Origin of the sequence: Cellulosimicrobium funkei, from assembly GCF_004519295.1 — a bacterium.
In the GTDB taxonomy this organism is placed as follows: Bacteria; Actinomycetota; Actinomycetes; order Actinomycetales; family Cellulomonadaceae; genus Cellulosimicrobium; species Cellulosimicrobium funkei.
The window spans coordinates 1-20,198 of record NZ_SOZH01000007.1; the positions used below are offsets into that span (position 1 = coordinate 1).

The window sequence follows — 20,198 nt, forward strand, 5'->3', positions numbered from 1 at the left end:
AGCCATGCCACAGGGACAAAAAATTTGGCATTGACTAACAAGCACACTGTTGAGTTCTCAAACAACCGACACACACCAACTCAGCACCACCCGACCGGGCAGAACCTCGCTTGGGGCAACCCTTCAACCTTACCAGGTCTTCCCCGGCTTCTCAACCCCAGCTGTTCGCCGTGATCCAGTCACCGTGGTCTTCCTCGTCGCGGGCAGAGAACACTCTACGCCATGCGGTGGAAGGGTTTCGACCCCGGGACCAGCCACCCTCGATCGTTCGAGGCGGTGTCTGTTCCTCCCTGTCGGGCCGACATCCAGAACATTACGCGGCCTCGCGCGGCATGGTCAAGCCGCTCCCCGGTGACCCGGCCCACAGGGACGTCGCGGCTCGCCGGACGGCACGACGTGCGGCCGTCCGCCCCGCTCTTCCGCGCTCCCCCGGCGCCGCGCTCAGACCGTCGTCGCGAGCCGCAGGATCGCGCGGTCCCCCGGTCGGAGCTGGGCCGCGCGGTCGATGTCCCGCTCGCGGAGCACCCCGATGACGGGGTATCCCCCGGTGACCGGGCGGTCCGCCAGGAAGACGACGGGACGCCCGTCGGGCGGGACCTGGACCGCGCCGCGGACGAGCCCCTCGGACGCCAGCTCCCCCGGCCTGCGGGGCACCGCCTGGCCGTCGAGCCGCAGCGCGACGCGGTCGCTGTCGGGCGTCACGGTCCGCAGCGCGCGCAGCGCGTGCGCCGCACCGGGGAGGAACCAGTCGGAGCGCGGCCCGGGCAGCACCTCGAGCACCGCGCCCGCCCGCTCGCCAGGACGCGGCTCGCCGGGCGGGAACTGCACGGGGACGACGTCGGGCCACGGCCGCGTGCCCGACGGCGCGGCCCCCACCGCGACGACGTCGCCCGGCTGCAGCGGTTCGGGGCCGAGCCGGGCCAGCACGTCCCGCGCGCGCGACCCGAGGACCGCGGGTGGTCGGAGCCCGCCACGCACCGCGACGTAGGTCCGCAGACCGCGCGCCGCCAGCCCGAGGCGGAGGGTCCCGCCGTCGGGCACCCGGACGGCCGCGTGCATGCCGACCGGGCTCCCGTCCACGCTGGCAGGGACCGCTGCCCCGGCCAGCGCGACGACCGCACCGCCGGCGAACCGCACGGCGAGACCGCCGAGGGTGACCTCGATCGCCGCCGCACCGTCCGGGTTGCCCACGAGCCGGTTCGCGAGCGCGTACGACGCGCGGTCGGCCGCTCCCGACGGCCCGACCCCGACGGCGGCGAGCCCCGGGCGCCCCGCGTCCTCGACGAGCGCGAGGGGACCCGTCGCGAGCACCTCCAGGGCGCGCGCGGCCCGCGGCGAAGGGCTGGTGGTCCGGTCCTGGACGGCCTGGACGCGCGCGGCCCCCGCACTCCCGTGCTGCGGCTCCCTCCCCGGCGGCACGAGCGGGCCGCCGCCCGCGGCCACGGCCGCGCGGACCGGCACGAACCGCACGCGCGCGCCGGGCGCGACGAGCGCGGGCGGGTCGCGGTCGACGTCGAACATCTGCACGTCCGTGCTGCCGAGGAGGCGCCACCCGCCCGGGGACTCCCCCGGGTAGACGGCGGTGAGCCCGCCCGCGAGCGCCACCGAGCCGGCGGGGACGCGGGTGCGCGGGGTGGCCAGGCGCGGGGCGGCGATCGCGGGATCGACCCCGGAGAGGTACGTGAAGCCCGGCGCGAACCCGCCGAACGCGGCGTCGTACTCGCGGCCGTGGTGCCGCGCGACGACCTCCTCGACGCTCACGCCCGCCCAGCGGGCGACGTCGTCCAGGTCGGGGCCGTCGTAGCGCACGGGGATCTCGACGAGCTCCCCGACGTGGGTGGTGGGGCCGGTCGTCGACGCGCGCCGCACCGCCGCGCGCAGCCACGCCCGGGCGGCGGGGACGTCCGCGGGCGTCGCGCAGCGCACGAGCACCGTGCGGGCGGCCGGGACGACGTCGACCACGCCGGGCGGCGCGTCGCCCAGGGCCCGGTGCAGCGCGCGCACGGCGGCGAGGTCCGGCAGGTCGACGAGCAGCGCGGCCTCGCCGAACGCGTGCACCGTCACCTCGCCGTCGGGGCCGTCGGCCACGTCGCGGACCGGCGACCCGGGAACGGGCGAACCTCCGGCCGTCACGGCACGGCGTCCGCGCCCGACCCGCCGTGCGGGGCGTCGACGAAGGGCCGCACGACGACCCCGGCCTCCTGGAGCGCGGTCCGCAGCGCCCCGAGCAGCCCGACCGCCCCGGGGGTGTCCGAGTGGACGCACACCGAGTCCGCCTCGACGCGCAGCGACGTGCCGTCCGCAGCCTCGACCGTGCCGGTCGTCACGAGCCGGACGACGCGCCGGGCGACCTCGTCGCCGTCGTGCACGACGGCGCCCGGCCGCCCGCGCGGGACCAGCTCGCCCGACGGCAGGTAGCCGCGGTCGGCGAAGGCCTCGCGGACGGTGGGCTGGCCCGCCGCGTCCGCGAGCCGCAGCACGGCCGAGCCGGGCAGCCCGACGACGGGCAGCGTGGGGTCGTAGGCGCGCACCGCGTCGACGACGGCCCGGGCCTGCGCCTCGTGGTGGACGATCGCGTTGTAGAGCGCGCCGTGCGGCTTGACGTACCGCACGCGGTCCCCGGCGAGCCGGGCGAACCCGTCGAGGGCGGCGAGCTGGTAGAGCACCTCGTCGGCGAGCTCGCCGGGGTCCACGTCCATGAACCGCCGTCCGAAGCCCGCCCGGTCCCGGTAGCTCACGTGCGCGCCCACCCGCACCCCGCGCGCGGCGGCGTCCCGCGTCACGGTCCGCATGGTCGTCGCGTCGCCCGCGTGGAACCCGCACGCGACGTTCGCGCTGGTCACGAGGCCGAGCAGGGCCTGGTCGTCGCCGAGGGTCCAGCGGCCGAAGCCCTCGCCGAGGTCGGCGTTGAGGTCGATACGCGTCACGCGTCCATCATGCCCGGGACGCGCGCTCGGCGGGCTCCGCCGCGGACCCCACCGGTGCGCCACCGGTGCGCCACCGCGGTGCCCACCGTGCCGTGGGCGGAGACCGCGGGCGTAGATTTCCTGGCATGCCGGACGACACCCCCACCGCCACGACGGCCGTGCGCCGCGCGACGACCGCCGACGCCGCCGCGCTCGCGGACCTGGCCGCGCTCACGTTCCCGCTCGCGTGCCCGCCCGGCACGTCGCCCGACGCGATCGCCGAGCACGTCGCGACGCAGCTCTCGCCCGACCGGTTCCGCGCGTGGGCCGCGAGCGCCGCGCACGCGCTGCTGCTCGTCGAGACGGCCGCGTCGTCGCCCGGGACCTCGACCGGCATCTCGACCGCCACGGCGGTCACTGCGAGCGACGCCGGGTCGCCCGAGGCCGCGAGCGGCCCCCTCGGGTACGCGCTGCTGGCACGAGGCGTCCCCGACGACCCGGACGTGGCGGCCGCCGTCGGGCCGGGCGAGGCGGTGGAGCTGTCGAAGATCTACGTGCACCCCGCCGCGCAGGGCACCGGCGTCGCGAGCGTGCTCATGACCGCGACGACGGGGGCCGCGGCGCTGCTCGGGCCCGGGCTCCCCCTCTGGCTCGGCACGAACGGGCACAACGCGCGCGCCCAGGCCTTCTACCGCAAGCACGGGTTCGCCGTGGTCGGGGGCCGGACGTACGTCGTCGGCGGGGAGACCCATGCGGACGTCGTCATGGCCCTGCCCCGCCGCTGACGGACGGGAGTTCCCGGTCGGGCTCGGCCTGCACCCCGGAGGGCGCCCGACCGGGAGGTCGGTGGGCGGCCCGTGCGGGCCGCGGTCGTCCGATGGACGGTGGTCGGTCGGCTCAATGGTCGTGCGCGTCCTCGCCGTCGGCGCCCTCGTGGCCGCCCTCATCACCGCCCGTGTGGCCGAGGCCGAGGCCCCCGTCGAGCGAGTCGTCGGGGTGGACGGGCAGGAAGACGTGGACGTGGCCCTGGCCGCCGGCCGTCGAGCGCAGGTCGAGCTGGACGGCGGCGAGACCCCACGTCTCGACGGCGCGCGTGCGCAGGTCGCCCGCGAGGGCGTACAGGTCCGGGGCCGCGGCGGGGTCGGCGCTCGCGGCGAGCCCGACGGCGTCGAGCGCGTCCCCGACGAGCTCGAGCGACGTGAGCATCCCGTTGCGGACGATGTTGTGCTCGGAGGAGCCGCTCGCGAGCGCCTCGGTCTCGGCGACGAGGCCGTCGACGGTCGCGTGCCACGCCGCGACGTCCGCCGGGTCCGCCGGGACGGCGCTCGACCCGTCGACGGGGAGCACCGCGTGGAGGCCGTGCAGGACGGGGACGAGCTCGGTCTGGAGATACCGGGCGTGGTCGATCGACGCGACCAGGTTCTCGGCGTCGCGCTCCTGCTCGGCCGCCTCGAGCTCCGCGACGCGCGCCGGGTCGACGGCGAAGCCGCCGTCGTCAGCGGCCGCGCCGCCGCGCGTGAGCCCCACGACGGCCGCGACGGCGACCGCCACGAGCGCGAGCGCGCCGACGACGAGCAGGACGCGGCGCCACGGGTCGAGGCCCACGAACCACCGGCGCGCGCGGACGCGCACCGGTGGCCGGGGTTCGGGGCGGCCGGCACCGCCCCGGTCGGCAGGACGGGAGCGTGCGGGCGTCGTCGGGCCGCCGGTGCGGCCGGTGCCCTTCCGGGCTCCTCCCGCCGGGGTCCGGGTCGTCGTCCGTGCCGAGGTGCGCTGTGCCACCTGTCGCTCCTGTCCTGTGGTCGTCCCGCCGGGTCCGCCGGCCCGGCCCGTGGGCCGGGCCGGCGAGGCGGCCGGTGACGGGGGCGGGTCTCCCGTCACCGGCCCGCCGTCAGCCGCAGCTCACGGCGTCGTACGGCACCTCGATCTCGGTCGTGACGTCGCCGAGCGTCGCCGTGACCGTCGCCGTGCCCGCCTCGAACGCCGTCGCGCGCGACGCGAACGACTGGTAGGCGTTGGCACCCACCTCGACCGCGCCGAACTCCTTGGAGCCGAACGGCGTGGTGAGGGTGATCGCGACGGGCGCCTCGTCGGCGTTCGTCGCGCGCAGGGCGAGGTACGCCTTGCCCGCGAGGCAGCGGGCCGAGGCGGTGACCTCGACGTCGACCGTGGGCTCGGGCTCGGACTCCGTCGTGAGACGGAACCAGTCGAACGCCACCGTGACCGGCGTCTCCTGCTCCGGACCGATCGCCATGAGGCCGACCTTGGTCAGCGCGGCGTCGTTCGTGACCGGGTCGCCCAGCGGCGTCCAATTCACCCCGCCGTCGCTGACCCAGCCCTGGTACGTGCTGCCCACCTTCTCGAGCCGCAGGTACCAGTAGCCCGACTCGGTCGAGTCGGCGAGCTCGAGCTGGCGGTTGCCGCCGTTGCCGAACTGGCCGCCCTTCTCCGAGACGAGCTCGGCGCCGAGGTTCAGCGCCGCGCCCGGGGCGTTCTTCGCGAGCACGTCGGCCTTGACGTAGTTGTCGTCGTCGCCGTACGCGATGAGGCCCGCGAGCTGCCACCGGTGCACGAGCGGCGCCTTGAACCGCGTCTCGACGACCCAGTCGCCCTCCGGTGCCGTCTGGAGGACGAAGTTGCGCGGGTCGCCGTTGTTGACGGCGTTGATGTCGCCCGGCTGGGTCGTGATGCGCAGCTCGCCGTCGGCGACGGCGACCTTCGACCCGTCGTAGCGCACGATCGCGTCCCAGCGGCAGCCGTCGAGGGCGTCGCCCTCGAACTCGTCGCTCGGCTCGCGCTCGCCGTCGTCCGACCCGTCGCCCGTGACGCGCACGTGGTCGACCCTGGCGACCGAGTCGGGGGCCGCGGTGTCGCCGCCGGCCATCACGCCGAACGTCGCGCCCGGCTTCACGGGCGCCGAGCCCGCGAGCGCCGTCCACGTCTGGCCGTCCGCCGAGTACGCGGCCGTGATGGCGGAGCCGTCCGAGACGAGGCGCAGGTGGATCGACGTCGGGAAGTCCCCCGCGACGTTCGTCTGGCCGTGCCACGTGCGGGCGCCGCCGGTCTCGGTCTGGAACTCGAGGAACCGGTTGCCGTTCTGGTTCTTCGTGAACGCGAGCTTCGTGTACTCGTCGTCGGTCACGTGGACCAGGAGTCCGGCGTGCTGCCAGTGCCGGGCGAGCGGGACGTCGAGCTTCGTCTCGAGCGTCCAGGCGCCGGCGGGTGCGGGCTGACCGAGGTAGCTGATCGGCCCGGTCTGCGCCTCGTTGATGTCGCCCTGCACGACCGGCAGGACGGCGTGGCCGTCGGCGACGGTGATCGGCTTGCCGTCGGCCTGGCGGACGACCGTCCACCGCGGGTCGAGGGTGTCGCCGTCGAACTCGTCCGACGCCTGCGCGAGGCACTGCGGCGGGGTCTCCTCACCGGGTCCCCCGGTCTGCGGGTCGTCGTCGAACGCGAAGTCCTGGAACTCGACGGCGCTCGTGGCCGACGTGCTGTGCGCGGTGACGAAGAGCCCCACGTCCTGCACGGACGCCGCACCCGGGAGGGCCTGGGGCTCCCCGATCTGCGTGAAGTTCTCGCCGTCCTTGCTCCAGGAGGCCGTGTACAGGTCGCCGTCGCGCACGATCCGCACCCACGCGGGGTAGCTCGTCGAGCTCGCGGCGGACGACGTGACGAGCTGGCCGGCCGCGTTGCCGCGGAGCCACTCGAAGCCGCCGCTCGGGCGCATGCCCAGGGCGGCGTAGCCCGGCGAGCTCCCGACCTGCGTGACGTCGTTGCGGACGATGATCCCGGCCTTGGCAGACCCGTTCGAGTTGCCCTGGCTGTTGATCTTCACCGTCGCCGACCAGTTCTCGTCGGCGCCCTGCTCGCGGTAGATGGTCGAGTACTCGTCGGTGCCCTGCCACATGTTCGCGCCGCCCGACGTGATGAGGTACTTGCCCTCGGCGAGCTGCTCGAACGTCCCGTTCGCGTTGGTGAAGGTCTTCATGCCCCCGAAGAGGTCGCCGACCTGCGCCACGACGACGCGGGACCGCGTGTAGAGGCCCTTGTCGTTGGTCGCGACCGCGGTCAGCTCGTAGTTGTTGTCCGCGGTCACCTCCCACGTGGCCTCGTACGGCGCCTCGGTGTCGGTCCCGATCGACTCGCCGTCGACGAAGAACTCGACCTCGGTGACCGTGTTCTCCGTGTCGTCGGCCTCGGCCGTGACCGTGATCTCGCCCTGCTCCAGGCGCACGCCCGCCTCGGGCGCGGTGATGCGCACCTTCGGCCGCGTGGTGGCGGAGACGCCCTTGCCGTCGGCCTCGACGAAGTTGAGGCGACGCTCGCCCGCGCCGGGGAAGACGACGTAGAGCGTGAACGGCTCCCGGGGGTCGGTGACGTCCACGGTCACGTCGGTGAACGTGCCGAGACCAGTCTGCGGGATCTGGGCCGTGCCGAGGAGCTCGCCGTCCGCGGCGTCGCGCCGCAGCTCGATCGTGCCCTCGGCCGCCGCGGCGACGCGCAGCGTGAGCGCCTGCACGCCGTACAGGCTCACCGGGTCGTACGACGCCCAGGCCCCGTTCGACCCGGTGATGACCGAGCCGCCGCCCTCGACGTCCCGGCTCGGGATCGTCGTGGTGCCGTCGGAGTCGGCGTGGAACTCCGCCTCGCGCTTCTTCGGGAAGATGAGCGTGGTGTCCGAGCCGGTGAGGGCCGGGACGTCGTCCACGCCGCCGCGGTCGGTGTAGCGCGCGTCGATCACGTAGAAGACGTTCATGTCCTCGCCGTGGCCGCCGCCGAGGCTCGTCGCGACCGTGCCCGTCCGGCCGTGCAGCGGCTCGGAGGGGTGCGCGTGCGCGTCGTGGCCGAGCGCGGGCTGGATGATGACCTGCTCGTCGTCGATGGTCTCGCCGTCCGGCGAGTCCTCGGCGTCCGTCACGGCCACGTCCCACGTGATGTCGTCGCCGAAGGTGAAGAACGAGCCGGTGGGCGGCAGGCCGAAGTCGACCTCGGGCCGCGTGTTGCCGACCGTGATCGGCACGGTCGCCGTGCCCACCTTGCCGGCAGGGTCGGTCACCGTGAGGCGGGCGTCGTAGACGCCGTTCTCCGTGTAGGTGTGGCTCGGGGCGGCGGACGTCGAGTCCGTCGTGCCGTCACCGTCGAAGTCCCACGCGTACGTGAGCGCCTCGCCCTCGGGGTCGGTGCTCCCGGTCCCGTCGAACGACACCTCGAGCGGCGCGATGCCGGAGTCGGGCGTCGCGACCGGCTTCGACACCGGCGAGCGCGAGCCCGACAGGTAGTCGATGCGGTGCAGCCCCGAGTTGGGGTTGTCGCGACCGAAGCCGCCGCCCCAGTCGAGCACGTACATCGCGCCGTCGGGGCCGAACTTCGAGTCGATCGGCGCGAGGAACTGCTCCTGCGGGAGGAACGGGTTGACCTTCTCGACGTCGGTCACGCCGGGAGCGGCCTCGGGGTCCTTGAGGTCGATCGTGTACATCTTGTTCCGGGCCCACTCGTAGAAGAAGGCCTTGCCGTCGTAGGACGACGGGAACTTCGTGTCGGAGTCGAGCTCCGGGTCGTACTCGTAGAACGGGCCGCCCATGGGCGCGAGGCCGCCGCCGGCGGTGATGACGCCGGGCACCGACGAGCGCTGGTAGCCGTACCAGAGGTCCGCCGGCTGCGCGGCGGGGAGCTCGGTGAGGCCGGTGTTCTTCACCGAGTCGTTGACCGGGGCGTCGCAGTCGAAGAAGTCACCGACCGTGACCGGGCTCGTGCGGTAGTCGACGTCGCGGAACGGCTCGTTGTTCCCCATGCACAGGGGCCAGCCGAAGAAGCCGGGCTCCTTGATGAGGTTCCACTCGGCGATGCCCGCGGGGCCGCGGTTCGCCGGGTTGTCCGACCCGTTGTCGGGCGAGTAGTCGGCGACGCCGAGGTTGCCCGTCTTCGGGTCGATGGTGAACCGGAACGGGTTGCGGAAGCCCATCGCGTAGATCTCGGGCAGCGTCTTCTCGGTGCCCGGCGCGAAGAGGTTGCCCTCGGGGATCGAGTACGTGCCGTCGTCCTCGGGGTGGACCCGCAGCACCTTGCCGCGCAGGTCGTTCGTGTTCGCCGACGTCGCGCGCGCGTCGTGGAACGTGCCGTCGCGCTCGGAGATCGGCGCGTAGCCGCCCGACGGCTCGGAGTGCGGGTTCACGTCGTCGCCCACGCCGATGTACAGGTCACCGGTCTCGTGGTCGACGAGCAGGCCGCCGCCCGTGTGGCCCGGCTCGTCGGGCAGGCGCCCGGCCGGGATCTCCAGGAGGACCTTCTCCGACGCCGGGTCGATCACGGTCGCGCCCGGGCCGTCCGACGACACCGTGAACCGCGAGACGCGGTTGAAGAAGTTCGCCGGGTCGGAGTCGTTCGCGCTCGCGGGCGAGTAGTACTGGTACAGGTACCCGTTCTCCGCGAAGTCCTTGTCGAGCGCGATCCCGAGCAGGCCGTCCTCGCCGCCCGAGTACACGGGGAGCGTGAGCGCCGTCGTCGTGTTCTGCGTCCGCGGGTCGTAGACGCGGACCTGGCCGCGCACGAGCTCGGTGTAGAACACGCGGCCGTCGGGCGCGACGTCCATGCCGAAGGGGGCGCTCGTGTTCGAGTCGAGCGCGACCTTCTCGAACGAGCCCCAGTCGGTGCCGCCGCAGTCGCCCTCTACGAGGCCCGCCGCCCACTGCACGCCGCCGACGACGTGCTGCACGAAGTCGGGCTCCTGCGTGTAGTGCGCCCCGAAGTGGCCCATGCCCGTCATCCAGGCACGACCGCCGTCGTACGGCTTGCACCAGGAGATCGGGTGGTCGTAGCCCATCTTGTTGCCGCCGGCGTCGTACGTCGTCTCGTCCATCGTGGCGAGGACGTGCGCGCTGCCGCGGACGTTGGCCGAGAAGTTGTACCACTCGTCCGCGCGCGTCCAGCGCTGCGACAGGTGCTCGGTCGACGGGTGCGTGCGATCCTCGACGCGGACCGTGCCGGGCAGGCCGGGGCTGTTGCCCGTGGCGGCGTGCCCGGGCATGAGCGCGCCGATCATGTCGTCCCACCACTGGTAGCTGCCGCGCATGTCGGTCGCGTTGTGGATCGCGACGATGCCGCCGCCCGCCTGCTGGTAGCGCTCGAGCGCGGCCTTCTCGTCCGCGTTCCACGGGTCGCCCGACGTCTGGAACATGACCAGGGCGTCGTACTGCGCGAGGTTCTCGTCGGTGAACACCGAGGAGTCCTCGGTGTGGTCGGACTCGATGCCGACCTCGGCGAACGCGGCCTCGAGCACGGGCGTGCCCTGCGTGATCGCCTCGGTGTGCCGGAACTGGGTCGTCTTGGTGAAGATGAGCACCTTGTGCTCGTCCTCCGCAGGGACGGGGTCGTCCGCGGCAACGGCCGTCGTGACGGGCGCAAGCGTGAACGCGAGCGCCCCGACGGTCAGTGCGGCGGCGACCGATCTCGCCCTGCGTGGGCGTCGTGCAGTCATCGTGGTGCCTCCAGGGGCATGACGTGCGGGCCCGGACGTCGTCGTCCGGGCAGGGTGGTCGTCATCCCGCGGCGTGCCGGCGCCGGCGGTCGTCTGCGACTACGGCTACGTGCTCTCCGGCTCGGGCATCAGTCCCTTCAGGTAGGCGAGGCCATCGACGGCGATGGCGTCCTGGGTCGGCGCCAGCGGGCGCCAGATCGAGGCGGCCGTGGCGATCGTCGCGTTCTCGGCGGTGAAGGACTCGATGACGAGCGGTCCGTCGTAGCCGGTCGCGTCGAGCGCGGCGAGCAGGCCGCGCCAGTCGAGGTGGTCGGTGCCCGGTGCGCCGCGGTCGTTGCCGCACACCTGGACGTGCGCGATGCGCTCGCCCGCGCGCGTCACCGCGGCGGGCAGGTCCGTCTCCTCGATGTTCATGTGGTAGACGTCGAGCATGAGGCCGATGCCGGCCGCGGGCAGGCGCCGCACGACCTCCAGCCCCTGGTCGACGGTGTTGACGAGGCTCGTCTCGTAGCGGTTGAGCGGCTCGAGCCCGACGACGACGCCCGCCGCCATGGCGTGCTCGACGACCGGGGCGAGGTGCTCGGCGAGCTCCTCGTAGGCAGCCTCGCGCTCGGCCGGGCCGAGCCGCCACGTGCGCCCGACCGACGCGTACGCCGGGCCGCCGATCACCGGGGCGCCGACGGTCCGCGCGACGTCGACGACGTGGCGCAGGTAGTCCTGCGTGGCGCGCACCGTCGCGGCGTCCGTGGCGACGAGCTCGCGCCCCTCGCCCATGACGAGCGAGACGCTCGCGGCGAGGCCGTGGTCGGCGAGGACGGCGGCCGCCGTCGCCGGGTCCCAGTCCCCCGGGTTCTCGACGGGCAGCTCGAGCACGTCGAAGCCCCACCCCGCGACACGCGGGGCGATGTCGCGCAGCGCGCCGTCGGTCAGGGGCGACGTCCACACCCACGTGTTGACGCCGAGCGCGCGCCGGCGCACCGGCACGGGCGCGCCGTCGGGCGCGAGCAGGTCGGTCGCGCGGTGCGCGGGGGTCGGGCCGGGAAGAGCCACGTCGCTCTCTCTCGTCGGGTCCGAGCACTCGGCCGTCCCGCCCGCGTGCCCGACGCCGCGGCGCACCCCCGTGCGGGAGGTGCGCCGCGCCGTCGGGCGGGCGGGCGGGGCGCCCGGCCGGTCGGACGGCGACCGGGCGGCCCCAGGTGGTCCGGCCGCGCGGCCGGACCGGGGTGGTGCTGGCGTCAGCGGTCGGTCCAGGCCTCCGGGAACCCGGGCAGGTCCTCGCCGCCGAACTTCGCGTAGTGCAGGGACGGCATGTCCTTGTTCGCCTCGAGGTAGGCGTCGAGGTCCTCGGCGACGACCGGCGACTGCGGCAGGACCCACTCGGACGGCACCTGCTCGCCGGCCCAGATCATCTGCGCCGCGAGGATCGGCGTGCGCCACTGGAAGTTGGAGTACACGGCGCCGATGGCGGTCATGTCCGTGTCCTTCCACTTGCGCAGGAAGCTCATCTCGTCCTCGCCCATGAAGACGGGGTACGGCTTGCCCGCGTCCTCGAACGCCTCGACGGCTGCGACGGCGCCGTCGCCGGCGTCCATCCAGATGCCGTCCACGTCCCCGCGCTGGAGGTACTGGGTGACGATGTCCTTGATCTTCGCCCCGTCGCCGCCGGTGAACTCGGCGCCCACGACCTCGAGCTCCGACTCGGAGAAGATCTTGTCGGCCGCGGCCCAGCGGTTCTCGAGCACGTCCACGCCCGGCAGGATGCGCAGCGCGAGGACCTTCGAGCCGGGCTCGAGGTTCTCGACGAGGAACTCGGCGCCGTCGGCGCCGTACGCGTAGCCGCCGATCGGGTGGATGAACGTCACCATGCAGTCGGTGTTGACGCCGCGGTCGAACACGATGACGGGCTTGCCCGACTCGCACGCCGCCTCGACGGCGGGCGTGAGGGTCGCGGTGGTCGACGGCGAGATGATGATCGCGTCGCAGTCGCCCGCCGCGACGAACGCCTGGATGTCGGAGATCTGCTTGTTGTCGTCGTCGGCGGCGTCGGAGACGCGGAACTCGCCGATCACACCCTCCTCGGTGAGGACCTCGACCTGCTGCTGCATGGTGATGAACCCGGTGACGCGCCACGGGTTGGACACCGACGCGTTCGAGAAGCACAGCGTGTTGCCGCCCTCGGCGCTCGCGAACTCGGCCGTGTCCACGTACTCGGGCTCGATGGCCTGGAGCCACGGCTGGTCGGCCGGGCCCTCGGGCACGACCTCGCGCTGGGCGAGCTCGCGGTCGTAGTCCGCCTGGACGAACCACTCGGAGTCGGCGCCGCCGGACTCCTCGCCCGCGGGGCTCTCCTCGGCCGAGGTCTCCCCGCCCGTGTCGGTGGGGGTGTCGGTCGTGCAGGCGGCCGCGAGGAACAGCGTGGCCACCGCCGTGCCGGCCAGGAGTGCTCGTGTACGTCGCATGTCCTTCTTCTCCTTGGTGAGACGTCGTCGTCCCGCAACGTGCGGGGAAGGGGGTACAGCTCGGGTGCTGCCGCACGGCCGTGCGCGGGGGTCCGGCAGGGGTCGTGCGCGGGGAGGGGCGCGCGGGCGTCGCCGCCGGGCGCGCGGGGCTCAGGCGTTCGCGGGGGCGGGCTCCTTCGGTGCGGGGGTCGGGCCCGCCGCCGGCGGGGCGTCGGGGGTGGACGCGCGGCGCCGCGACCGGCGCGGCAGCGCGGCGTAGGCGACGGCCGCGATGATGATCACGCCCTGCACGGCGGGGCGGATCGTCGACGGCAGGCTCAGCTGGTTGAAGAGGGTGAACAGCGCCTCGAGCGTGAGCGCGCCCGCCATCGCGGCGATCACGGTCCCCCGCCCGCCGCCGAGGACGACGCCCCCGAGCACGACGGCGGTGATCGCCATGAACTCCAGGCCCTGCCCGACCTGGGCGGTGACGCCGGCGTACCCGCCGATGAGGATCGCCGCGACGGTCGCCAGGAAGCCCGACAGGAGGAAGGCGCGCGTGCGCACCCACCACACCGAGCCGCCCGCGTAGCCCGCCGCGACGTCGTTGTCGCCCGTGGCGACGAGCGTGCGGCCGAACGGGCGGCGCATGAGCAGGGCCGCGGCCACGCCGAGCACGACGACGACGAGCAGCGCGTACGGCACCTGGAACTGGCCCGGGTTGTCGGGGATGCCCCCGCGTCCCCACTGCCGGAACCCGTCGGTGAGGGCGCCCGTGGGGGCGCCGCCCGTCCAGAGCCGGATCGCGCCGTAGAGCACGAGCATCATGCCGAGCGTCGTGATGAACGACGGCACCTTGAGCAGGGTGGTCACGAGGCCGTTGACGAGCCCGACCGCGAGGCCGAAGACGATCATGAGGGCCATGACGGGCCAGGTCATCGAGTCCTCGCCGTCCATGAGCTTCGCGGCGATGACGACCTGGGCGCCCACGAGCGAGCCGACCGACAGGTCGAACTCGCCCGAGACGATGACGAAGTACTGCCCGATCGCGAGGATGACCAGCGGTGCGGCCTTCTTGACGAACGCCATGAGCGACATCGGCTCGCCGAACGACGGGTTCATCACGAGGATGACCGCGAAGACGAGCACGAGCAGCGCGAACACGGTCCAGCTGCCGCCCGCGGTGAGGCGCTCGAGCCAGCCGGCCCGCGGCGCGCGCGCCGGGATGGTCCGGCGCGTGGTGTCGGTGGTCATGCGGACGCACCTCCGGTGCGGGTCGGGCGGAAGCGGGCCCGGCTGCTCGCCGGGTCGATCTGGCGCCGGGCGTACAGGGCGACGGCGGCGATGATGATGACGCCGCGCAGCACGTCCTTGAAGAACGGGTCGACGTCGAGCACGTTGAACACCGTGTCGAGCACGGCGAGGATCAGCACGCCGCCCACCGTCCCGACGACCGAGCCGCGCCCGCCCATGAGGAGCGTCCCGCCGAGCACGACGGCGGCGATCGAGTCGAGGTCGAGGCCGTAGGAGTAGACGAGCGCGTTGCCGGTGCCGAAGCGCGCGGCGATGAGCAGGCCGGCGACGCCCGCGCAGACCGAGCACAGCACGTGCGCGAGGACCAGCGTCCGGTCCGTCCGGATGCCCGAGAGCCGGGCGACGTCGGTGTTCCCCCCGACGGCGAACATGTGGTACCCGGGGCGCGTGCGCGTCAGGAGCACGACGCCCACCGCCGCGACGAGCAGCATGACGACCGTCGAGACCGGCACCGGGCCGACGCGCGTGTACCCGAACATCTGGAACGAGGCGGGCACCTCCCCCGCCGGGCCCTTGAACTGCGTGTCGAGGTAGCCCTTGATGATGAGCCCGACGCCGAGCGTCGCGATGAACGCGTTGACCCGCAGCTTCGCGATGACGAGCCCGTTGACGAGGCCGACGACCGCCGCGACGCCCACCGCCGCGAGCACGCCGAGCCAGACGCGCGACGGGTCGCCCGCCATGGTCGTCGCGCCGACGATCGAGCTGAGCGCGACGACGTAGCCGACGGACAGGTCGAGCGACTTGCACAGGACGGCGAACGTCTGCCCGATCGCGACGAAGCCGAGCAGGCTCGTCTGCGTGAGCATGTACGCCGTGTTCGCCGTGCTGAACAGGTTGCCGCCGCCCACGGCCACGAGCACGCCGGCGATCACGAGGATCCCGACGAGGGCGAGGTAGACGATCTCCGTCGAGCCCAGCCGGCGACGGCGCGCGGGTGCGCGGCTCGCGGTGGGGGCGGCGGTCGCGACCGCGGTGCTCATCGGTGCTCCTTCGGGCCGTCGGGGGCGTGCGGGGCGTTGCCGGGCGTGGTGCCGGGGTCGGCGCCCGGGAGGTCGTCGGCGTCGGCGAGGGCGCCGAGGTCCACCTGGACGTGCTCGCCGGAGGTGTCCTCGCCCGCGCCCGTGGCGAGCGCCATGACGGTCTCCTCGTCGCTGCCCGCGGGGAGCTCGCCCGCGAGGCGGCCGTCGCGCATGACCAGCACGCGGTCGGCCATGGCGACCACCTCGGGGAGCTCGGACGAGATGAACAGCACGGCGACGCCGTTCGCCGTGAGCTCGCGCATGAGGTCGTAGACCGCGCGCTTGGCGCCCACGTCGATGCCGCGCGTCGGCTCGTCGAGCACGATGACCTGCGGGTCCGTGACGAGCCACTTCGCGAGGACGACCTTCTGCTGGTTGCCGCCCGACAGGTACTGGACCTCGGCCTCCTGCGAGCTCGCGACGAGCTCGAGCGAGGACAGGATGCCCGGGATGCGCCTCGCGCGCCGGTCGGCCTGGCCGGGCACGACGGCGTCGAGCACGAGGCGCGCGTTGGCGAGGATCGACTGGCCCAGCGCGAGCCCCTCGGCCTTGCGGTCCTCGGTGACGAGCGCGAGGCCGGCGCGGACCGCCTGGCGCGGCGAGCGCACGTCGACCGGCTTCCCGCCGACGAGGACGCGGCCGCGCGTGAACCCCGCGATGCCGAAGACGCCGTGCGCGACCTCCGTGCGTCCCGAGCCCTGGAGCCCGGCGAGCGCGACGATCTCGCCCGCGCGGACCTCGAACGACACGTCGTCGACCTGCGTGTTGCCGACGCCCTCGAGCGCGAGCCGCACCTCACCCGGGACGATCGCGGGGTCCTTGTCCGGGAAGTACCCCGCGAAGTCGCGACCGACCATCGTGCGCACGAGCCGGTCCGCGTCGATGTCCGCCGTCGGCGTCGTCAGCACGTGGTTGCCGTCCTTGAGCACCGTGATGGTGTCGCAGAGGTCGAAGATCTCCTTGAGGCGGTGCGAGACGTAGAGGATCGCGACGCCGCGCTCCTTGAGCCGGTGCACGAGCTCGTAGAGGAGCTCGACCTCCTGGTCGGCGAGCGCCGCCGTCGGCTCGTCCATGGAGATGATCCGCGCGTCGTAGGAGACGGCCTTGACGATCTCGACGATCTGCTGCTGCGCCACGGACAGCGAGCCGACGCGCGTCCACGACGCGAGCCCCGTCAGCCCGAGCTCGGTGAGCAGGGCGGTCGTGTCCGCGTGCATGCGCCGCCGGTCGACGAGGCCCGCGCGGCGCGGCTCGCGGCCGAGGTAGACGTTCTCCGCGACGGACCGCTCGGGCAGGAGGTTGAACTCCTGGAACACCGTCGACACGCCCGCGTGCTGCGCGGCGAGCGGCGAGGCGAACGTCGTCTCGCCGTCGAGCTCGAGCGTGCCCGCGTCGGGGCGGTGCACGCCGGCGATGATCTTCATGAGCGTGGACTTGCCGGCGCCGTTCTCGCCGACGAGCGCGTGGACCTCGCCGGGCCGCACGTCGAGGTCGATCCCGCGCAGCACGGAGTTCCCGAAGAACTCCTTGCCGATGCCGCGCAGGCGCAGGAGCGGCCGGTCGTCGCCCTCCCCCGCGGCGGGACGCGGCACGCGCGTCGTCGTCGCGGTCACGACGCGACCTCGACCCAGCCGCCCGTGCGCACCGACGTGGCCACGGCGTCGGCGAGCCGTGCGGCGCGCAGGCCGTCGTCGAACGTGGGCAGGCCGTCCGGGACGGCGCCTCCGATGGCCGCGGCGGTGTCGGCGACGAGCGCGTCGAAGCAGTCCTGGTAGCCCTGCGCGTGCCCTGCGGGGAGGCGCGAGTACCGGGCCGCCGCCGGGGAGAGCGTCTCGGGGTCGCGCACGAGGAGGCGCGACGTCGTGCGCCGGCCCTCCCAGAGCGTCTCGGGCTGCTCCTGGTCGAACGCGAGGGTGGACTCCGAGCCGGAGATCTCGAGGTAGAGCCGGTTCTTGCGACCGGCCGACACCTGCGAGATCACGGCCGAGCCGAGCGCGCCGCCGTCCGTCGCGTACTGGAGCGTCACGGCGTCCTCGGTCGCGACCTCGTGCACGACGCCGTCGGCGCCCCGGCGGTGCGGGTTCACCGTGGCCGACTGCGCGACGAGGCGCACGATGCGCTGGCCCGTCGTGAACTCCAGCAGGTCGCAGAAGTGGGAGCCGATGTCGCCGAACGCGCGGCTCGCGCCGCCCAGCGCGGGGTCGACGCGCCAGTTGTCGTCGGAGTCGCGCAGGAGCCAGTCCTGCAGGTACGAGCCGTGCACGAGCGAGACGGTGCCCACCTCGCCGCGGCGCACGCGCTCGCGCGCCTCGCGGACCATGGCGTGGAAGCGGTAGGTGAACGGCACGACGGCGACGCGCCCGTCCCGCTCGCGCGCCGCGGCCGCGAGGCCGGCGAGCTCGACCGCGCCCGCGACGTCGGTCGCGAGCGGCTTCTCGCACACCACGTGCTTGCCGGCGGCGAGCGCCGCGCGCGCCAGGGGGACGTGCAGGTGGTTGGGCGTGCACACGTGCACCACGTCGACCTCGGGGTCCGTGAGCAGCTCCTCGACCGTCGCGACGGCGCGCTCGGCGCCGAGGCCCGGCGCGGCGGCGCGCGCGATGTCGAGGTCGGCGGCGGCGACGCTCACGACGCGGCCTCCGCCCGTGCGCACGGCCCGGGCGTGGACCCCGCCCATGAACCCGGTGCCGAGGATCCCGGCGCGGTACCCGGCGGCGGGCAGCCCGAGCTCGTCGGGGCTGCTGGCGGGGAAGGTGCTTCGGGCGGTCGAGGCCCCTGGCGTGGTCGCTCCCGGGAGGGGCGTCCCCGGCTCCAGCACCGGGGTACGCACGTCCTGCGCGACGTCGTCGGCTCGCATGGATGACAACGTAGGGGCACTTATGTCGAGGGTCAAGCAAAAGCCGAACATCAATCGTCACGTTTAGATAACCCTGTCCGCAAAACAAATGTGAAGGATCACATCGGCGTCGCCGGACGCGGGCACGCCACCGCCCCCGGCCGTCGGGACGGCCGGGGGCGGTGGCGTGTCGGACTGCCCCCACCCGCCGGTCGGCGACGCCGACCGACGGGGAGACTGCGGTGCTGCGTGGTGCTACTTGGTCGAGAACGCGGCGTCGAAGGCCGCGTCGGGCGCGTCGAACGCGTACTTCTTGACGAACTCCAGGGCCTCGGGGGCACCGACGAGACGGTCCATGCCGGCGTCCTCCCACTCGACCGAGATCGGGCCCTCGTAGCCGATCGTGTTGAGCATCCGGAACGCGTCCTCCCACGGCACGTCGCCGTGGCCCGTGGAGATGAAGTCCCAGCCGCGGCGCGGGTCCGCCCAGGCCAGGTGCGAGCCCATCCGGCCGTTGCGGCCGTTGTGCATCCGCTTCTTCGTGTCCTTGCAGTCCACGTGGTAGATGCGGTCCTTGAAGTCCCACAGGAAGCTCACCGGGTCGAGGTCCTGCCACACCATGTGGCTCGGGTCCCAGTTGAGCCCGAACGCCTCGCGGTGCCCGATCGCCTCGAGCGTGCGGACCGTCGTCCAGTAGTCGTACGCGATCTCGCTCGGGTGCACCTCGTGCGCGAACCGGACCCCGACCTCGTCGAACACGTCGAGGATCGGGTTCCAGCGGTCCGCGAAGTCCTGGTACCCGGCGTCGATCGCCTCCTGGGAGACCGGCGGGAACATCGCGACGTACTTCCAGATCGCCGAGCCCGTGAAGCCCACGACGGTCTTCACGCCCAGCTTCGCCGCGAGGCGCGCGGTGTGCTTCATCTCCTCCGCGGCGCGCTGGCGCACGCCCTCGGGGTCGCCGTCGCCCCACACGACGTCCGGCAGGATGTCGCGGTGGCGCTGGTCGATCGGGTCGTCGCACACCGCCTGGCCCTTGAGGTGGTTCGAGATCGCGTAGACCTCGAGGTCGTACTTGGCCAGCAGGTCGAGCTTGCCCTGGACGTACTCGTCGTCGTCCCAGCGCCAGGGGTCGAGGTGGTCGCCCCAGCACGCGATCTCCAGGCCGTCGTAGCCCCAGCCGGACGCGAGGCGTGCCACCTCCTCGAACGGCAGGTCGGCCCACTGCCCGGTGAAGAGGGTGATCGGTCGTGCCATGGTCGTGTCTCCTTCGGTCGTTCTCGGTTCGTGCCCGGGGTCACCGGGCGGACGTCTTGGTCAGGGGGCGGGGCGTGTCCCCCGCGGCCTCGTCGGTGCCCGACGCGCGCGCGCGGCGCCGCACGACGACGTAGCCCGCGGCGAGCAGCAGCGCGGCGACCACGGCGACGGCGACCCACACGAGCGCGCTCGTCGAGCCCTCGTCCGTGGCGGTGCCGTCGGCCGCGGTGCCCTCTCCGGCGGCGTCGTCGCCCGCGGCGGCGTCGTCGCCGGCCGCGTCGGCGCCTGCCGCCTCACCCTCCGCGCCGGCGGCGTCGCCGCCCTCCTGCGCCGCCGCGTCGTCGCCCTCGCGCGGGGCGGGCTCCGGCAGCGGCACGACGTCGACCTGCGCCGACGCGGTGGCCTCGGCGGGGTGGGTGATCGTGGCGGTGAGCGTCCAGTTGCCGTCGGCGAGGACGCCGGGGTCGGACGTGTACCAGCCGACGCCCTCGGACGCCGACCGCAGCGTGAGGGGGCCGACGGTCTCGCCGGCCGCGGACTCCCCCGTCACCGAGACGTCGGCCGCCTCCTCGACGGGGTGGCCGTCGACCTTCCAGGTGAGGTTCGCGGACACGCCGCCCTGGCCGTCCGTGCCGAGCGAGATGACGACGTCGCCGCCGTGGGCGCCGGCCGGGGCCGCGCCGACGAGCGCGAGCACGCCGCCGAGCAGGAGGCCCAGCGCCGCGGTGAGGAGCGCGCGGGCGCGATGCCGCACGGGGGCGGCCGTCCGGCGGAGCGGCAGGAGCCGCGTGCCGCCCGGAGGCCGGGGGCTGGTGCGCTGGCGGGGCGTACGGGACATCGGGTCATCACCTCGTCGTGGGTCCGTGTGCGGTGGGGGCGGCGGTCGTCGCCGGTCCCCCGGGGTGCCCCGGCGCCGGGCCGGAGCGCCCGTTCCCGGGCGCCGGGGCC

The 20,198-nt window shown here is 74.0% G+C and carries 13 protein-coding genes; 1 reads left to right on the plus strand and 12 read right to left on the minus strand.

Annotation, left to right across the window (positions count from 1 at the left end):
* Nucleotides 1-441: 441 nt before the first annotated feature.
* A complete protein-coding gene (locus tag E1O70_RS12310) occupies nt 442-2,088 on the minus strand; it encodes a 5-oxoprolinase subunit B/C family protein (protein WP_061269472.1) in 1,647 nt (548 codons plus the stop codon).
* Nucleotides 2,089-2,129: 41 nt separating this feature from the next.
* Entirely contained in the window at nt 2,130-2,927 is a 798-nt protein-coding gene (locus E1O70_RS12315) for a LamB/YcsF family protein (protein ID WP_061269471.1), read from the minus strand.
* A 125-nt stretch (nt 2,928-3,052) separates the two neighbouring features.
* On the opposite strand from E1O70_RS12315, the gene E1O70_RS12320 reads away from it, so the two are divergent.
* Nucleotides 3,053-3,691: a GNAT family N-acetyltransferase gene (locus tag E1O70_RS12320; RefSeq protein WP_061269470.1), complete on the plus strand. Its 639-nt coding sequence runs from the start codon at nt 3,053-3,055 to the stop codon at nt 3,689-3,691.
* Between the two features lie 112 nt (nt 3,692-3,803).
* Here E1O70_RS12320 and E1O70_RS12325 read toward each other — a convergent pair whose 3' ends face one another.
* The 10 genes from E1O70_RS12325 to E1O70_RS12370 all read right to left on the minus strand — a co-directional run bounded on the left by E1O70_RS12325 (nt 3,804) and on the right by E1O70_RS12370 (nt 20,088).
* Nucleotides 3,804-4,688: a hypothetical protein gene (locus E1O70_RS12325; RefSeq protein ID WP_128957453.1), complete on the minus strand. Its 885-nt coding sequence runs from the start codon at nt 4,686-4,688 to the stop codon at nt 3,804-3,806.
* Between the two features lie 109 nt (nt 4,689-4,797).
* Nucleotides 4,798-10,383, minus strand: coding sequence for a ThuA domain-containing protein (locus E1O70_RS12330; protein WP_082774867.1), 5,586 nt, complete (start codon nt 10,381-10,383; stop codon nt 4,798-4,800).
* 105 nt (nt 10,384-10,488) lie between these two features.
* A complete protein-coding gene (locus E1O70_RS12335) occupies nt 10,489-11,433 on the minus strand; it encodes a sugar phosphate isomerase/epimerase family protein (RefSeq protein ID WP_318280467.1) in 945 nt (314 codons plus the stop codon).
* 185 nt (nt 11,434-11,618) lie between these two features.
* Nucleotides 11,619-12,842, minus strand: a complete 1,224-nt coding sequence (locus tag E1O70_RS12340; RefSeq protein WP_061268736.1) for a substrate-binding domain-containing protein — start codon at nt 12,840-12,842, stop codon at nt 11,619-11,621.
* Between the two features lie 150 nt (nt 12,843-12,992).
* Entirely contained in the window at nt 12,993-14,075 is a 1,083-nt protein-coding gene (locus E1O70_RS12345; RefSeq protein ID WP_061268735.1) for an ABC transporter permease, read from the minus strand.
* Nucleotides 14,072-15,118 (minus strand): ABC transporter permease, encoded by a 1,047-nt coding sequence (locus E1O70_RS12350; RefSeq protein ID WP_021483021.1) that lies wholly within the window; start codon nt 15,116-15,118, stop codon nt 14,072-14,074. The genes E1O70_RS12345 and E1O70_RS12350 overlap by 4 nt, the downstream gene beginning before the upstream one ends.
* The gene (locus tag E1O70_RS12355) at nt 15,115-16,770 is read right to left on the minus strand and encodes a sugar ABC transporter ATP-binding protein (protein ID WP_240696689.1); all 1,656 of its coding nucleotides are present in this window, start codon (nt 16,768-16,770) and stop codon (nt 15,115-15,117) included. The genes E1O70_RS12350 and E1O70_RS12355 overlap by 4 nt, the downstream gene beginning before the upstream one ends.
* On the minus strand, nt 16,767-18,014 hold the full coding sequence (locus E1O70_RS12360; protein WP_082774696.1) for a Gfo/Idh/MocA family protein: 1,248 nt from the start codon (nt 18,012-18,014) through the stop codon (nt 16,767-16,769). The genes E1O70_RS12355 and E1O70_RS12360 overlap by 4 nt, the downstream gene beginning before the upstream one ends.
* Nucleotides 18,015-18,248: 234 nt before the next feature.
* Nucleotides 18,249-19,250 (minus strand): sugar phosphate isomerase/epimerase family protein, encoded by a 1,002-nt coding sequence (locus E1O70_RS12365; RefSeq protein ID WP_061268734.1) that lies wholly within the window; start codon nt 19,248-19,250, stop codon nt 18,249-18,251.
* A 40-nt stretch (nt 19,251-19,290) separates the two neighbouring features.
* Nucleotides 19,291-20,088 carry a hypothetical protein gene (locus E1O70_RS12370; RefSeq protein ID WP_061268733.1) on the minus strand — a complete coding sequence of 266 codons (798 nt, stop codon included), beginning with the start codon at nt 20,086-20,088 and terminating at the stop codon, nt 19,291-19,293.
* Nucleotides 20,089-20,198 lie beyond the last annotated feature (110 nt).

Bases quoted from the DNA above. Each gene is read 5' to 3' on its own strand.
- E1O70_RS12370 (WP_061268733.1), bottom strand. From the start codon at position 20,088: ATGTCCCGTACGCCCCGCCAGCGCACCAGCCCCCGGCCTCCGGGCGGC.
- E1O70_RS12350 (WP_021483021.1), bottom strand. From the start codon at position 15,118: ATGAGCACCGCGGTCGCGACCGCCGCCCCCACCGCGAGCCGCGCACCC.
- E1O70_RS12360 (WP_082774696.1), bottom strand. From the start codon at position 18,014: ATGCGAGCCGACGACGTCGCGCAGGACGTGCGTACCCCGGTGCTGGAG.
- E1O70_RS12330 (WP_082774867.1), bottom strand. From the start codon at position 10,383: ATGACTGCACGACGCCCACGCAGGGCGAGATCGGTCGCCGCCGCACTG.
- E1O70_RS12320 (WP_061269470.1), top strand. From the start codon at position 3,053: ATGCCGGACGACACCCCCACCGCCACGACGGCCGTGCGCCGCGCGACG.
- E1O70_RS12345 (WP_061268735.1), bottom strand. From the start codon at position 14,075: ATGACCACCGACACCACGCGCCGGACCATCCCGGCGCGCGCGCCGCGG.
- E1O70_RS12365 (WP_061268734.1), bottom strand. From the start codon at position 19,250: ATGGCACGACCGATCACCCTCTTCACCGGGCAGTGGGCCGACCTGCCG.
- E1O70_RS12340 (WP_061268736.1), bottom strand. From the start codon at position 12,842: ATGCGACGTACACGAGCACTCCTGGCCGGCACGGCGGTGGCCACGCTG.